Raw genomic sequence first — 14,296 nt, forward strand, 5'->3', positions numbered from 1 at the left:
TTATGGATATTTGTGAACCCGCAATGTGACAGGATTTATATCGATCGACCTCTTCATGTTTTAGCCTTCAACCTATTATGTTACTCTTCGCTGGTTTGTAGTTGGGTGGGTTGGCGACCTTGTTTGATGTCGATGCTAATTTTTTTAGCTCCTTTCCTTTCCAGGTCTCTGATATAGCCGATCGTGCTATTTTCGGCTTCATCTTTACTTCGATAGGGGCCAAAGTAATAGGTGCGGTTTGGTGAGTCTGTATCCACTTCCACCCACCAGTCGCGATTCCTACCACTACTCATAGGTTGAGTGAGTATCAAAAAAGTCATCACGTACATAGCCAAGATAGAAAGTCCGAACATTATACACCTCTGCAATAAGTCAAGTAATTTTTACTGTTCTTAACTTATCAGGGCAAATAGCTAGCTGGAATCGTCCTCAGTGCTGATTAGGCTCAGGTAATTGTTGAGACTTTAGGCAAGTATCGATAATTGGCGATCGCCTCCGTGATTGATTTTAATATAGCAGTCGCCAAGTCAGTTACTCTGTTGACTAACCCTTATATCGTAACAGCAACAATTGCTAACAACAGCAATTGTCCTGGTGAAAATTATCCGCAAGCCCATCTAGTAGCGTATGTCAATGATTGTTAGAAAAGTTGACACTGTGCGTCAACCTTCAATTGGCCGCCCCTGGCGACGCCAGAAAGCCGGGGTGTCAGCCCCACCTAGTTCGCCCCACATCTAGAGTGCGATCGACGATCCGGAGCCGCGACGGCGGCTCAGGGACGGTGATGAAGGTGGCGAAGTCAGGGGTGCCGCCCAACCAGAGAAAGGAGTGAGAAACACCCTCCTCTCCCTGGTTGGGGTAAAGGTAGCGAAGGTTTACCCTAACTACGCAAAAACCAAATTTTGGGCATCTCATATATTTCTTATATTTTTGCCCTAAAGTCTGGTAATCTCTGATTACTTATTACTGACTCGCTAAACGGGATCAATTCATTCCGCCAGTAAAAAAAAATAACTTAGGCGGATTTCTCCCAATAGTTTCGTGGTCAAGTAGAAAAACTCAATTACCCGTTGATTAACCTATGGAAGCAGTTTGGGACACGCTAAAAAATATCAATTACTCCGGCATACCGATTGCCAAAATCGCTGTTGTTATCATTATCCTGACGTTGACACAGACATTAAGGAGATTTTTTGTTGCAGTCATTGTTAAAACCATTGAGCGTTTTACTAAAAAAACCGAAACGACACTTGATGATGAGTTGATTGCAATTATCAAGCCGGCTTCAAGTTGGCTGATTCTGATTGGTGGATTTTCACTGAGCAAAGAAATTCTGGCAGAGAATTTAGGCTCTCAACTGAACCAAACCATCGGTAGTACGCTCAACTACATAGTCATTTTCATAGTTGCTTATGTTGTTTACCGAGGCTCTTCTATTTTGGGTCAGGTAATAGCCAACGTATTGCTACACACTGAAACAGAGCTTGATGAATTGCTCAGACCTTTAATGCCAAAGATTTTTCAATCAGCAGCAATTATTGTATTGGCAATCAAGATAAGTGAGATATTTTTAGGACAATCTGCCGCTGCATTGGTTGGTCTATTAGGCGGTGCTGGTATCACTTTTGGTTTGCTGTTGAAGGATATCGTTTATGATTGGTTTTGTACATTGATTATTTACTCCGATAATCTCTATCGAGAAGGTGACTGGGTGGGAATATCAGGAGTAGAGGGTTTTGTGCAGATACTCCATATCGGATTCAGAACCACAACTCTGCATATATATCAGTGGGGTTCTATAATGAAAATGCCTAATTCTAAAATGATTTCTGGCATTGTAGAAAATTGGTCACAAAATCCTGGTAGTGAATTAAAGTGGGGTCTTAGTTTAACTCTCAAAATTGATGGCATATCAGCAAAGCAAACTGCCAGAATATGCGATGCTCTTCGAGAAATGCCCTCAAATATTAAGGGATTATCGAAAGAAATAATAGTTCGTTTTAGCAAGATTGAAAATAATGCCAGAGTCATTAAAGTCGTTGCTTTTGTTAATGATGACAATCTCTACTTTGATGCTGAGAAAAACTTAAATCTAGCTATCCTAGAATTACTAGAACAAGAGGGAATAGATTTCCTTCATGTGGAACTTAGAACTGAGCCGGAAAAATATAAACAGAGTCTACAAGTAACCAACAATTGAGCATCCATTTACGGCAAGAATTCATTCTTGCCTGTGAATGGATGCCAACAAATTTTACCAAAATACTCAAGATGACGAGGTAATTTATGCGATAATATGCTTGAGCATTTAAAGTGGCGTTTTCAAGGCGATTTTGACACGGATTTATTCAGCCATCAAGCCATTTACAATCAAAAAGAGAATCAAATTCAAATGTACTTACATTGCCAAAAAAGCCATGTTGTGCATTGAGAATTCCTAGACTTATCTGATTAGTATTCCAACCCATTGAAAAACAAAAGTTACCAGCATGAATAGTCTCAAATTTCAACACCCAATCCAACTGAATACTTGTAGCATAGAAGCCATTCTCAGTTATTTTCAAAACGCCTGGGAAATGGAAGATATGCTGATGAAAAGCATGGTTGGATCGGAAACATTTTATCTCAATCCAGATTCCTTAAGGAACCCCTTAATTTTTTACTTAGGTCATTCTGCGGCTTTTTACATGAACAAATTAAGCTGGGTTAATTTGTTGGAAAAAGTTCTGCTCCCAGATTATGAATTAATATTTGGATTTGGGGTTGATCCGCAAACTCCTGATGAACTCAATGCCGCCATTTCTCATATTCAATGGCCGGAAGTAGCAAAGGTTTGGGAATATCGCCACCAAGCTTATGAAATCATTTCAGAAGTGATTAAAAACACGCCACTTAATCTCCCAATTCATCAAAATCATCCCCTTTGGGCATTGATGATGGGTATCGAACATCAGCGCATTCATTTTGAAACTTCTTCCATGCTAATCCGACAACTTCCTGTAGAGAAAGTTGAATGTCCTGACGGATGGCAATATGCACCTTCTAATGGCAACATTTCCCATAATGAAATGATCGAAGTTTCTGGTGGGTTGGTTGAACTTGGTAAACCCGAAGATTTCCCCCTTTATGGTTGGGATTGTGAATATGGTTATCGTCAAGTTAAGGTTGAACCCTTTTCAGCCAGTAAGTATATGATAACCAATGCAGAATTTAAGGAATTTGTTACTGCTGGTGGCTACGAAAAACAAGATTATTGGGATGAAGAATCTTGGGGTTGGAAAACTGAATATAATGTCAAACATCCCCAATTTTGGATACCTAATAATGGTAGTTACAAATATCGAGCTATGTTTGATGAAATTGAACTACCTTTAGATTGGCCAGTGGAAGTCAATCATTATGAAGCAATGGCTTACTGTCGCTGGAAAGGTGAGGGAATTCGCTTAATGAGTGAAGCGGAATGGAATTTAGCAACTTATGGATCTGATGCTTATGCAAAAAGCATTGCATTAGATACGATAAATGATTTCAATCTCAATTTAAAATTTGGTTCACCGAGCCCAGTCGGTATATTGAAACAAGCCGAAAGTCCTTCTGGATTGTACGATTTACGGGGGAATGTTTGGGAATGGTTGAATGATGATTTTAACCAATTACCAGGATTTAAAACCCATTTTCTTTATGAAGATAATGCCGCACCCTTTTTTGATAGTCAACATAAGATGATGTTGGGTGGTGCTTGGGTGACAAATGGCACAGAAGCCTTAAAGTTTTATCGCAATTGGTTCCGTCCCAATTTTTATCAACACGCTGGTTTTAGGATAGCTATATCGCACAGCTAAGAAGCTTAAAAATTTATTTAAGCTCGAATTTAACCCCAAATTAATCCAGAGAATAGCGAAATCAAATGACATCTACAACTAATCATTTTAAAAAAGTATTGGTATAAAAAAAGTAATCAATACAAGTTTCCCCAGGTGGTTAATTTGTTGGTAATTGAGAATATGGCAATGTGAAATTGATTGAATTTAAAGTGATTAAAAGTGAGATAATAGAAGATGTAGACCAAGCACTATCTCAATTTTAAATTCTGTTCTCCCACTCACCCCAGAATGTTAGAAACTGCCAAAAGTAACTCTGGATTGTACGATTGGTAGGTCAATGTTTGGGATTTTATCTACGAAAATTGTCCTAAAAACAACCGAATAAACAATGATGAGCCTATTAATTGTCTTGGCCGAAGTCGGCCTGGTAATAATTATTTTTCTGTTCTTAAATTGGCTTGTCGGAAATCTATCCAAGCTATTGATAAAATTATCAATATTTAAGCTCGACGATAGAGGGGGCAAAATCCTGCGCCGGAACATCACAGGATTGTTGTTTCTTACTTGCTCGGTGCTGTGCATTTTGCTTATAGGTGCTAATGGTTTTCTCCTCTATCGAGGTGAAGACTTGCAAAAATATACACTCTTACTAATTCTCCGTATCCCATCAGAATTTTGGCTGACACTGGGAATTGGCATTGCTCAAAGTATTGGCACCGTAATTGTAGCAGCGATCGCCCTGAAATTCCTCAAATATTTCCTGAAGCTAGCTAGTATTCGCGCCCAAAACATAGAAAGAAGCACTACCGACGATGAAAGTATTGATGCTTTCTTTAGCGCACTCTATCAAAGAATCAAAGGGGGAATTTGGCTGTGGGCGATCGTTTCCTGTACTCAGTTTCTCAAATTACCAGGAGTAGTTTCAGACTATCTGTCGATCGCACTACGAATCTATCTGATCGTTGCTGTCGGATTACTCATACTCAAAGCAGTTGCAGCGATCGTTGATACCCTAGATGCTCTCAGCCTCAGATACTCCAGCCCTGATAACCTATTGAGATTCTACGATCGCCTACAACACCTGAGCCCTCTTTTGAAGCGGTGTCTGGAATTTGCGATCTATGTCTGCATGGCAACATTGGTAACTCAGCAGATAGAGTTAATCGCCAAACTGTCCGATTTTGGTCTGCGAATTATCAAGATCATTGCCATTATTTTCATAAGTCAGGTGTTCTTTGAGGTGATCTACTTACTGATCGAAGAGGTGGCATTTAAAGACCATAATTTGACTGAAATACAAACAAGCAGACGCTTAACTCTGATTCCTCTGTTTCGGAGTTTGTTGCAATACTTAGTTTATTTCACCGTGGGGATTTCTATCCTTTATACCCTCGACATTAATCCAACTCCCATACTGGCTGGTGCGGGTATTGTTGGGATAGCTGTAGGTTTAGGCGCACAGACACTAATCAACGATATAGTCAGCGGCTTCTTTATTCTGTTTGAAAACTACTATTTAGTGGGTGACTATATTGAGGCGGGGAAAGCCGAAGAGAAAACAGTAGAGGGTACTGTTGAGGCGATTGAACTGAGAACCACCCGCATCCGACATCCGAATGGTCAATTACAGATTATTCGCAATGGGGATATTGGCTCAATTACCAATTACTCGAAACAATACATATTTGCAGTAGTGGAATTTTGCGTACCTTATAATACCAACTTAGCCAAAGTCTATCAAGTAATTGAAGAGATAGGACAAGAGTTAAAAGCAAATTATTCAGATGTACTTGAACCCACACAGGTAGATGGCGTGGAAAGTTTAGGCGAGTCTAACTTATTGCTACGGACAATGACGAAGGTCAAGCCGGGAAAGCATCTTCTGATCCAGCGCATTCTGCGGAAAAAAATTATGGATACCTTGCTGCAAGAATGTATTCTATTTCCGGCTCATATTGCAAGTGAAAAATGACTACACAGAAGTTTCTAAACGCTCCACCCCAAAATTTCAGCTACCTGTTTCCAGACTTGTCTTGAATTGAACGGCTTAATAATCACTCCGGCTACCCCCATTGCAGCAAAGCGACGACGATCGCTCGGTAATGCTTTAGCCGTCAGCAAAACAACTGGAATCATCTGAGTTTGTAGATCGGCTTGCAGATGCTCAAAGCACTCAAACCCGTCCATCTCCGGCATGGAGATATCGAGAAGGATGGCATCAAAGGGTTCTGCCTTCGCTTTGAGCAAGCCTTCGCTGCCAGACTCCGCCTGCATCACTTTCCAACCCCCAAAGCCTTTGAGCGACATTTGCATCACGTCTCGAATGTCCGCTTCATCATCAATCACTAGAATGTGTTTTGTCATTGTTGCATCAATAGTTTAAATCCAATCCTTTCGCGTAACCAAAAGTTCCCAGTCCACCGACTAATTTATGCGCTTCTTCTCTACAATGCCAATGGCCCATCGCTGGCTAAATCGACGGCATAGCGATGGGAAGTGAGAGTTTGGCACAGAAGCGCTGCTATTGCTCGATCGTCCTCAACTAATAGAATTTTCATGGGAGTTAAGCTGCTACGCGGCTAAATTTAATAAATGGCCTAGAAATAGCGAAGACACTGTTGGCGAATTCAGAAAAGACCTAAAACTGCATTATTAGTAGCCAAAATTAGGACACGCCACTCGCGTGTCCGACCTTTTTTTATCAAAAACCCACGTAATTTTGTCGCCACCAAGCACGCACCAACTTAATCTCCTCAAAGCTATAAGCTTCTTGCAAAAACTCATAAATTGCTTTCAATCTCTCATCCCCAATAATCTCAATTGCTTGCACAATTGGCTGCTGTCGTTCCGGTTCAACCAACAAATGGATATCGACTTGCTGCTCCATGTCGATCAATTCTACTAAGTGCCCAACAATTGTAGTAGGACTCATTCCTCTGATTTCTGCTATGCCTTCAACAGTCAAACCTTTTCGGTGCAATTCCCAGGTTTGCATCTGTGTATAGGAAGGAAGATTCGGAACATTGGAACTTTGAACTATAGCAGAAGGTGCAGCACCTGTTGGCAAGCCTTTTTCTTTACAAAAAGTCCGAATCGCTTCCAAGAAAACTTTACCGTACTTATCTCGCTTGTTGCTACCAACTCCGTAAACTTCTACGAATTCTGTGAGGTTTTGGGGGCGTTTTTCTGCCATGTCTCGCAAGCTTTTATCAGCAAAAATTACATAGGGTGGCACGAATTGTTCATCGGCAATTTGTTTACGCAGCGTCCGCAATATGGCAAATAAACTTTCCACTTCTACGGCTAAAGAGCGATTTGTTGCTTGTACTTCGCGTTTGGGTTGAATGGCGATTTCTACTGTGCGCTGACGTTTCATGACTTCCCAACTTTTATCGTTTAGTTTCAAGATGGGGAAGCCGTCGGTTGTTTCATCTAACAAACCTTGATTTAACAGTGAACGTACTAATATTTTCCAATCTTCGGCACTTCTATCTTTGCCGATGCCGTAGGTAGAAAGTTGGTTGTGTTGGTATTGCAATACTTTTTGATTTTTCGAGCCTCGCAACACGTCTATGATGTGATTCATGCCAAATTTTTCTTTGCATCTGGCGACGCAGGAAAGAAATTTCATGGCTTCTATTGTGCAGTCTTCTACTGGTTTTTGGTGGCAACAGTTATCGCAATTTCCACAATTGCCGGGGAATGAGTCCCCAAAATAACTTAGCTGAATTGTGCGACGACAATCGGTTGATTGAGCGTAGTTGATGACTCTTCGTAATTGTTGGCGGGCTATGCGCTGTTCTTGTTCATCGGGTTTTTGATCGATGATATATTCGATGGTTTTGACATCACCGAATCCAAAAAATAGGGTACAATGGGATGGTTCGTTGTCTCTGCCTGCTCGACCTGATTCTTGATAGTATCCTTCGAGATTTTTGGGTAAGTCGTAGTGAATGACAAATCGGACATCGGGTTTGTTGATTCCCATTCCGAAGGCAACTGTGGCTACCATTACTTGTACGTCGTCACGAATGAAGCGGGTTTGGTTGGTTGTGCGATCGCTATCGTTCATGCCAGCGTGATAGGGTAAAGCTGGGATGCCACTTTGTTGCAATTTATAGGCAACTTCTTCTACTTTTTTGCGGCTGAGACAGTAGATAATTCCCGAACCGCCTTTTTTTTGGATTATTTGCAAAACTTCGGCAAAACTGTGCTTGGTTTTGGACCTAACTTCGTAGTATAAATTGGGGCGATTGAAACTGGCGACGTGGATGTAAGGATTGCGCAGGGTTAACTGCTGGATAATATCTTGGCGGACGCGCTCAGTGGCGGTGGCAGTTAGTGCCATAATGGGGATGTCTGGGTAGCGATCGCGCACTCGTTCCATTTGTCGGTATTCGGGACGAAAATCGTGTCCCCATTCGGAAACGCAGTGGGCTTCGTCGATCGCAAAAGCTGAAATTCCCAACTTAGCTGCTACTATATCTAAGAATGGCAAAAATCTCTCCCCCAGCAAGCGTTCTGGAGCAACATAGAGTAGTTTAATTTTACCTTCGAGAATTGCAGTTTCGCGCGATCGCACTTCCTGAGAATTCAAAGTGCTATTGAGAAAAGTCGCCCCAATCCCATTATCTACCAAAGCTTCCACCTGGTCTTGCATCAAGGCAATTAAGGGGGAAACAACTACACTTAAACCCGGTTTCAATAGGGCTGGCAATTGAAAACACAAAGACTTGCCACCCCCTGTCGGCATCACAATCATCTGATCTCGTTTTTGGAGAGCAGCTTCGACAATTTCTCGTTGTCCCGCACGGAAGGAGTCATAGCCAAAAAAATGTTTCAGAGCTTGTTCGAGGGTGGGTGGGACAGGAGATGTGGGCAGATTCGACCCTGACATTTGCAGTAGTTGGTTTGTGAGTTCTACATTATTCTATGCTTTTTGAGTACAAATACAGTTACAATAATTAAAATTCTTAATTTAACCAGAGAAACCGATGCCGAAAGCTATTTGGAATGGTGCCGTTTTGGCCGAGAGCGACAAGTGCGAAGTCGTAGAAAACAATCTTTATTTCCCGCCAGATGCCATCAAGCCTGAATATTTTAAGGACAGCAGCACCCACACTACTTGCGGTTGGAAAGGTGTCGCTAGTTACTACAGTATTGAAGTGGGTGGACAAGTTAATAAAGATGCCGCTTGGTATTATCCTACTCCGAAAGATGCTGCTAAAAATATTGCAGGCTACATTGCTTTTTGGAAAGGAGTTAAGGTAGAAGCTTAAGGCTTGTTTGAGTTAATCTCTTGATAGAACAGGCAATCCAGCCTGTTCCACCAAGAGTTAGTTTTATGGTATTTTCAAAGCTCGAACAGGCGGGAGTTTCTGCTATACTATGACTCTGCCCAAGCAGCCGCAGCTTCCCATCCCAAACCGCGACGAACAATCACCGGTTCTTTGTCTGTTAAATCTAGGATGGTAGATACTTGATATCCAGGATCGGAACCGTCATCAACAATAATATCTACCAATTTTTCCAAACAGTCAAATAGTTCAGCTTTGCCAAAGTTTTGTGTTTTGCTGGCGGCTGATGGTGCTTCACCTTCGTCATCATCGGTAGTCATGTGAGCGGATGTGGAAATAATTGGATTTCCCAAGGCTTCCAACAGTGTAAAACAAATTGGGCGATCGGGCACGCGAATGCCCGTAGTTTTGCGTTTTGGGTTCATCACCAACCGGGGCACTAACTTGGTAGCTGGCAACACAAACGTATAAGGTCCAGGAATTAATCGCTTGATAATCCTGTAAGCTTCGTTGGTGACAATGGCATACTCGGCAATATTTGACAGAGAAGAACAGAGGAACGTTAAAGGTTTATCATTAGAGAGTTGCTTGATCTGCCGGACTCGTTCTACCGCAGATTTAGCATTGATATCGCAGCCGATCGCGTAAACTGTATCAGTCGGATAAAGCATTACGGCCCCAGCTTTTAGGGCGTTTTTAATCTTCTCGATTCGGTCTTTTTGGGGTGTAACTGGATGCACTTCGTAAATAATTGCCATGTTATGATATTGCAGGCTAATTGGGCGATCGAAATATCCGCTGAAACAATCAATGATGAAAATTAATTGTTAATAATGAATAAAATAGCTTATTTTGAATGCCCAACCGGTATTGCTGGCGATATGTGTCTGGGAGCCCTCGTCCATGCCGGCGTCCCCTTGGAGTACCTAATTGAAAAACTACATTTATTGGGAATTTCGACAGAGTATCAACTGCGTACCGAATTAGTCCATCGCAATACTCAACAAGCAACTAAATTTCATGTGGATTTGATTGCGGATTTGCCGAAAAAAGCTCAAAATCTGGCGGCTGACTCTACCCTCGATCCCTCGGAAACCGAATCCCCCACATTCGATCGCACTCACCACCACCATCACCAGGGTGACGAACATTCTCACCATCACGACGCTGGAGATGCCGAAACTAGCCACAATCCCCATCGCCACTTGCCAGAAATTGAGCGCATCATCCTCTTGGCCCAGTTACCTCCGCGCGTGGAAGCCTGGAGTTTGGCTGTATTTCGGAAATTGGCAGAGGCTGAAGGTGCCGTACATGGTATCTCCCCAGAGGAGGTTTATTTTCACGAAGTGGGCGCTACGGATGCACTGGTGGATATTATCGGTACTTGTTTGGGTTTGGATTGGTTGGATATTGATGAGTGTTACTTTTCGGCAATGCCCACTGGGGGCGGTACGGTGAAAGCAGCCCACGGTAGATTGGTGGTGCCGACACCGGCGGTGATGCGGTTGTGGGAAATGCACCAAGTGCCGGTTTATAGCAATGGGATCGATCGCGAATTGTGTACGCCAACGGGTACTGCGATCGCCTGTACTCTGGCTTCTGGGTTTGGCCCGCCACCATCTATGCAGATTCAGGCGATCGGATTGGGTGCCGGTTCTAGAATGCTGGCAATTCCTAATATTTTGCGCCTCTGGATTGGGGAGAAAGCAACCCCCCCCTACCCCCCCCAAGGGGGGAAAATTGGAGGGAAGAAGTCAACCCCCCCCTACCCCCCCCAAGGGGGGAAAATTGGAGGGAAGAAGTCAACCCCCCCCTACCCCCCCCAAGGGGGGAAAGTCGCAGATTCCCCATTCACCCCCCAAGGGGGGAAAGTCGCAGATTCCCCATTTCCCATTTCCAATTGCCAAGAAACTATTATGGTATTGGAAACCCAAATTGATGATTTGAGTCCCCAGGCGATCGCCTATGTTTTTGATGCTTTGTTTGTCTGCGGTGCTCTGGATGTTTTTACTCAACCAATTGTGATGAAAAAGTCGCGGCTGGGGGTGTTGTTAACTGTGATTTGTCATCCCGAACATCAGGCTGCTTGCGAAACAGTCATCTTTCGCGAAACTACTACTTTGGGAATTAGGCGATCGACTCAACAAAGAACTATTTTGCACCGAGAAATCCAGAAAGTTCAAACCAAGTACGGCCCAGTACACATCAAAGTTGCCAAGAGTGGAGAAATGATTACTAATGTGCAGCCGGAATACGAAGATTGTGCAGAAATTGCCCGACTTAACAATATTAGCTGGCGGGAAGTTCATCGTTTGGCGCTGGAAAGTTGGTACGCTCCATGATACAGCCTATTCTAGCTTCATGACTTTAATCTGCGACATTTGTGACTAAATGCCCGTCTTCCATGTAAATAATGCGATCGGCAATATCCAAAATACGATTGTCGTGGGTGACAAGCAAAATCGTGCAACCTTGTTCTTTGGCTAGTTTCTGCATAATTTCTACCACATCTCGCCCGGATTTTTTGTCTAAAGCAGCAGTGGGTTCATCGGCTAATACTATTTTAGGATGGCTGACTAACGCACGGGCGATCGCCACTCTTTGTTTCTGTCCTCCTGACAAATTTTCGGGGTAATAATTAGCCCTCTCTCCCAAACCCACTGCTTCTAACATTGCTATGGACAAAGCATCCATATTCTGATTTAGCATTTCTTTATGCAATTCCAAAGACATTCGCACGTTTTGCTTGGCTGTCAAAAATGTCATCAGATTGTGTGCTTGAAAAATATACCCAATTTGCTTTCTCAGTTTGGTTAATTGATGTTTGCTAGCCGAGACTATTTCTTGTCCCAGAATTTTGAGACTCCCTTCCTGGGCAGAACGCAAGCCTCCTAACATGGTTAATAACGTTGTTTTCCCGGAACCGGAGGGCCCCGTCATAATTACTATTTCTCCTGGGTTGATATCCAGATTTATGTCAAATAAGGCTTGTTTTTTGAGGGACCCTTGACCGAAGTAGTGATTGAGGTTTTTGACGGAAATTACTGGTTCGGTTGTCGTGGTGGTTTCAGCAGGGAGATTTAGGGTTTCCATGGGGATTTTTGGGGCAAAATTTACCGAAAATTAGCGCTGATTAAAAGATGTCTGCGGGGTCTGCTGATTGAAGTTTCCGAAGAGCGATCGCACCAGAACCTGTACACATCACAATCGTCAAACCTAACACTACTACTGCTCGATTTGTGGTCATTATAATTGGTAGTAAAGTGGCAGATTGTGCTAGGGAATACATTCCATTGGCGATAATAATTCCTGGCATAAAACCTAAAACTGCTAAGAGGAGAGCTTCTTGAATTAAGACTCCTACTAAATAGCGATCGCTATATCCCATTGCTTTTAAAGTAGCATATTCTGCTAAGTGGTCGGAAACATCGGAGTAAAGAATTTGGTAAACAATAATTAGACCCACAATAAATCCGATGATAGTGCCAAATCCAAAAATAAAGCCGATGGGGGTAGCATTTGCCCAGTAAGCTTTCTCTATTTCCGCAAATTCTGCTAAGGTTAAAACTTTAACATCATTGGGTAAAGTTGCTTGTAGCATAGACTGGACTTTTTTGATATCTGCACCAGGTTTAAGGGTGATTAAACCCACATCAATTTCATCTGGTTTCCTTTCGGGAAATAAGTTCATGAATGTGGAGTCACTGACTATGACATTCCCATCAGCGGTGAAAGAAGTACCGAGGGTAAATAAACCCGATACTTGAATGTTGCGTTTGTTTAGTTCTGTTTCAAGGCTGGATTCTTTCTGGATAATTTGGGCAATATCGCCATATTCAGGTCTCGAAGATTGGTCGAATAAGGCATGATTAAACATTTGAATTTGATGCAGTTGTTTGTTGACATCTGGCAAATTAAATGTGATGTTTCCGGGATCTACTCCAAAAATTAAAATCGCTCTCGTAGTGCGATTGGTGGGATTTCGCCACCGCCCAATATCAATATGCAAAGAAGTTACAGATTTGACTCCTTCAAATCCTTGGGCTTGGTATAATCTATCTCTTTTGAAACTTTTTACCGCAGCAAATGTTTCAAATTGAGGATTGATTAACACTAAGTCTGTTTGTAAACTTTGGTGCGGTTTGATGGCAGAATCGAAAAGTGCATCTCGGAATCCTAGTTGCACGAAGATTAGGATATCTGCAAAGGCAATGCCGGCAATGGCAACTGCAAGGCGGGTTTTTTCTCTGGTTACTTGCAACCATGCAAGGGGTGTTTTACGAAACATATAATTTGGGAATGGGGAATGGGGAATGGGGAATTGGGAATTGGGAATTGGGAATTGGGAATTGGGAATTGGGAATGGGGAATTGGGAATTGGGAATTGGGAATTGGGAATTGGGAATTGGGAATTGGTTATTGGTTATTGGTAATTCGTAGGGGCGAAGCATGACCGCAGACAATTTATTAGCGATCGCCTGAGATTTACAGCGGTCATGCTTCGCCTATGCGAAATCGGGATGCTCCCTTTTATTCCGCATCTATCAGTGCTTGAATATCACTGTTCATAATCAAGTTAATATGGCGCGTAATCTTGTCAATTTGCCAATCCCACCACCGAATTTCTAATAATTGTGCAACTTCAGCATCGCTGAAACGCTGTTTGATTATACCTGCGGGATTTCCACCGACAATGGTGTAAGCCGGAACATCTTTTACCACCACAGATTTCGCTGCAATCACCACACCATCACCGATTTTGACTCCGGGCATAATCACTGCTTCGTAACCAATCCACACATCATTACCAATCACAATGTCTCCTTTACTTGGCAATTCCATTAATAAATTCATGGCTGTTTCCCAACCATTACCAAAAACAGGAAAAGGATAGGTTGAAATGCCGTCTAGTTTGTGGTTTGCACCATTCATGATGAATTTGACATTGGTGGCGATCGCACAAAATTTACCAATAATTAATCTGTCATTTCCGTAGTTATAAAGTACATTTTTATCGAAGTTTTCCGGACCAGTCGGATCGTCATAGTAGGAGTAATCACCGACAATAATATTAGGCGATTTCACAAAGTTTTTGATGAAACCTACGCGCCACTGGTCTATCATGGGATAAGGTAGGTTTGGATCTGGACCAAATTCTGCCATAACTTTCCATCC

The 14,296-nt window shown here is 42.4% G+C and carries 14 protein-coding genes; 7 read left to right on the plus strand and 7 right to left on the minus strand.

What is annotated here, in order from left to right; all coding sequences use genetic code 11:
• Nucleotides 1-80: 80 nt before the first annotated feature.
• Nucleotides 81-353, minus strand: coding sequence for a DUF1816 domain-containing protein (locus P2A85_RS01590; protein WP_377477176.1), 273 nt, complete (start codon nucleotides 351-353; stop codon nucleotides 81-83).
• A gap of 728 nt (nucleotides 354-1,081) precedes the next feature.
• On the opposite strand from P2A85_RS01590, the gene P2A85_RS01595 reads away from it, so the two are divergent.
• The 4 genes from P2A85_RS01595 (at nucleotide 1,082) to P2A85_RS01610 (ending at nucleotide 5,796) form a co-directional block, all read left to right on the plus strand.
• The gene (locus P2A85_RS01595) at nucleotides 1,082-2,200 is read left to right on the plus strand and encodes a mechanosensitive ion channel family protein (RefSeq protein WP_377477177.1); all 1,119 of its coding nucleotides are present in this window, start codon (nucleotides 1,082-1,084) and stop codon (nucleotides 2,198-2,200) included.
• A gap of 96 nt (nucleotides 2,201-2,296) precedes the next feature.
• Nucleotides 2,297-2,431, plus strand: coding sequence for an L-histidine N(alpha)-methyltransferase (locus P2A85_RS01600; protein ID WP_377477178.1), 135 nt, complete (start codon nucleotides 2,297-2,299; stop codon nucleotides 2,429-2,431).
• A 58-nt stretch (nucleotides 2,432-2,489) separates the two neighbouring features.
• Nucleotides 2,490-3,842, plus strand: a complete 1,353-nt coding sequence (gene ovoA / locus P2A85_RS01605; protein ID WP_377477179.1) for a 5-histidylcysteine sulfoxide synthase — start codon at nucleotides 2,490-2,492, stop codon at nucleotides 3,840-3,842.
• 370 nt (nucleotides 3,843-4,212) lie between these two features.
• Entirely contained in the window at nucleotides 4,213-5,796 is a 1,584-nt protein-coding gene (locus P2A85_RS01610) for a mechanosensitive ion channel family protein (protein ID WP_377477180.1), read from the plus strand.
• A 14-nt stretch (nucleotides 5,797-5,810) separates the two neighbouring features.
• Here P2A85_RS01610 and P2A85_RS01615 read toward each other — a convergent pair whose 3' ends face one another.
• On the minus strand, nucleotides 5,811-6,188 hold the full coding sequence (locus P2A85_RS01615; RefSeq protein WP_377477181.1) for a response regulator: 378 nt from the start codon (nucleotides 6,186-6,188) through the stop codon (nucleotides 5,811-5,813).
• Nucleotides 6,189-6,525: 337 nt separating this feature from the next.
• A complete protein-coding gene (gene recQ / locus P2A85_RS01620) occupies nucleotides 6,526-8,721 on the minus strand; it encodes a DNA helicase RecQ (protein WP_377477182.1) in 2,196 nt (731 codons plus the stop codon).
• A gap of 97 nt (nucleotides 8,722-8,818) precedes the next feature.
• Here recQ and P2A85_RS01625 point away from each other — a divergent pair, with 97 nt between their 5' ends.
• Nucleotides 8,819-9,103, plus strand: a complete 285-nt coding sequence (locus P2A85_RS01625; RefSeq protein ID WP_340550069.1) for a DUF427 domain-containing protein — start codon at nucleotides 8,819-8,821, stop codon at nucleotides 9,101-9,103.
• Between the two features lie 107 nt (nucleotides 9,104-9,210).
• Here P2A85_RS01625 and P2A85_RS01630 read toward each other — a convergent pair whose 3' ends face one another.
• Nucleotides 9,211-9,879: an L-threonylcarbamoyladenylate synthase gene (locus P2A85_RS01630; RefSeq protein WP_377477184.1), complete on the minus strand. Its 669-nt coding sequence runs from the start codon at nucleotides 9,877-9,879 to the stop codon at nucleotides 9,211-9,213.
• A 75-nt stretch (nucleotides 9,880-9,954) separates the two neighbouring features.
• Here P2A85_RS01630 and larC point away from each other — a divergent pair, with 75 nt between their 5' ends.
• The gene (gene larC, locus P2A85_RS01635) at nucleotides 9,955-11,463 is read left to right on the plus strand and encodes a nickel pincer cofactor biosynthesis protein LarC (RefSeq protein ID WP_377477185.1); all 1,509 of its coding nucleotides are present in this window, start codon (nucleotides 9,955-9,957) and stop codon (nucleotides 11,461-11,463) included.
• 25 nt (nucleotides 11,464-11,488) lie between these two features.
• Here the strand turns inward: larC and P2A85_RS01640 are convergent, their stop codons facing one another.
• On the minus strand, nucleotides 11,489-12,214 hold the full coding sequence (locus P2A85_RS01640; RefSeq protein ID WP_340524741.1) for a DevA family ABC transporter ATP-binding protein: 726 nt from the start codon (nucleotides 12,212-12,214) through the stop codon (nucleotides 11,489-11,491).
• Between the two features lie 40 nt (nucleotides 12,215-12,254).
• Nucleotides 12,255-13,409, minus strand: coding sequence for an ABC transporter permease DevC (gene devC, locus P2A85_RS01645; RefSeq protein WP_377477186.1), 1,155 nt, complete (start codon nucleotides 13,407-13,409; stop codon nucleotides 12,255-12,257).
• 18 nt (nucleotides 13,410-13,427) lie between these two features.
• On the opposite strand from devC, the gene P2A85_RS01650 reads away from it, so the two are divergent.
• The gene (locus tag P2A85_RS01650; protein ID WP_377477187.1) at nucleotides 13,428-13,574 is read left to right on the plus strand and encodes a hypothetical protein; all 147 of its coding nucleotides are present in this window, start codon (nucleotides 13,428-13,430) and stop codon (nucleotides 13,572-13,574) included.
• A 77-nt stretch (nucleotides 13,575-13,651) separates the two neighbouring features.
• Here the strand turns inward: P2A85_RS01650 and P2A85_RS01655 are convergent, their stop codons facing one another.
• Entirely contained in the window at nucleotides 13,652-14,284 is a 633-nt protein-coding gene (locus P2A85_RS01655; protein WP_377477188.1) for a CatB-related O-acetyltransferase, read from the minus strand.
• Nucleotides 14,285-14,296: the final 12 nt, after the last annotated feature.

The organism is Microcoleus anatoxicus (genome assembly GCF_042465725.1).
Taxonomy (GTDB): Bacteria; Cyanobacteriota; Cyanobacteriia; order Cyanobacteriales; family Microcoleaceae; genus Microcoleus; species Microcoleus anatoxicus.

Bases quoted from the DNA above. Each gene is read 5' to 3' on its own strand.
- P2A85_RS01655 (WP_377477188.1), bottom strand. From the start codon at position 14,284: ATGGCAGAATTTGGTCCAGATCCAAACCTACCTTATCCCATGATAGAC.
- P2A85_RS01615 (WP_377477181.1), bottom strand. From the start codon at position 6,188: ATGACAAAACACATTCTAGTGATTGATGATGAAGCGGACATTCGAGAC.
- P2A85_RS01640 (WP_340524741.1), bottom strand. From the start codon at position 12,214: ATGGAAACCCTAAATCTCCCTGCTGAAACCACCACGACAACCGAACCA.
- larC (WP_377477185.1), top strand. From the start codon at position 9,955: ATGAATAAAATAGCTTATTTTGAATGCCCAACCGGTATTGCTGGCGAT.
- devC (WP_377477186.1), bottom strand. From the start codon at position 13,409: ATGTTTCGTAAAACACCCCTTGCATGGTTGCAAGTAACCAGAGAAAAA.
- P2A85_RS01595 (WP_377477177.1), top strand. From the start codon at position 1,082: ATGGAAGCAGTTTGGGACACGCTAAAAAATATCAATTACTCCGGCATA.
- ovoA (WP_377477179.1), top strand. From the start codon at position 2,490: ATGAATAGTCTCAAATTTCAACACCCAATCCAACTGAATACTTGTAGC.
- P2A85_RS01600 (WP_377477178.1), top strand. From the start codon at position 2,297: ATGCTTGAGCATTTAAAGTGGCGTTTTCAAGGCGATTTTGACACGGAT.
- P2A85_RS01590 (WP_377477176.1), bottom strand. From the start codon at position 353: ATGTTCGGACTTTCTATCTTGGCTATGTACGTGATGACTTTTTTGATA.
- P2A85_RS01630 (WP_377477184.1), bottom strand. From the start codon at position 9,879: ATGGCAATTATTTACGAAGTGCATCCAGTTACACCCCAAAAAGACCGA.
- P2A85_RS01625 (WP_340550069.1), top strand. From the start codon at position 8,819: ATGCCGAAAGCTATTTGGAATGGTGCCGTTTTGGCCGAGAGCGACAAG.
- P2A85_RS01610 (WP_377477180.1), top strand. From the start codon at position 4,213: ATGATGAGCCTATTAATTGTCTTGGCCGAAGTCGGCCTGGTAATAATT.
- recQ (WP_377477182.1), bottom strand. From the start codon at position 8,721: ATGTCAGGGTCGAATCTGCCCACATCTCCTGTCCCACCCACCCTCGAA.
- P2A85_RS01650 (WP_377477187.1), top strand. From the start codon at position 13,428: ATGGGGAATGGGGAATTGGGAATTGGGAATTGGGAATTGGGAATTGGG.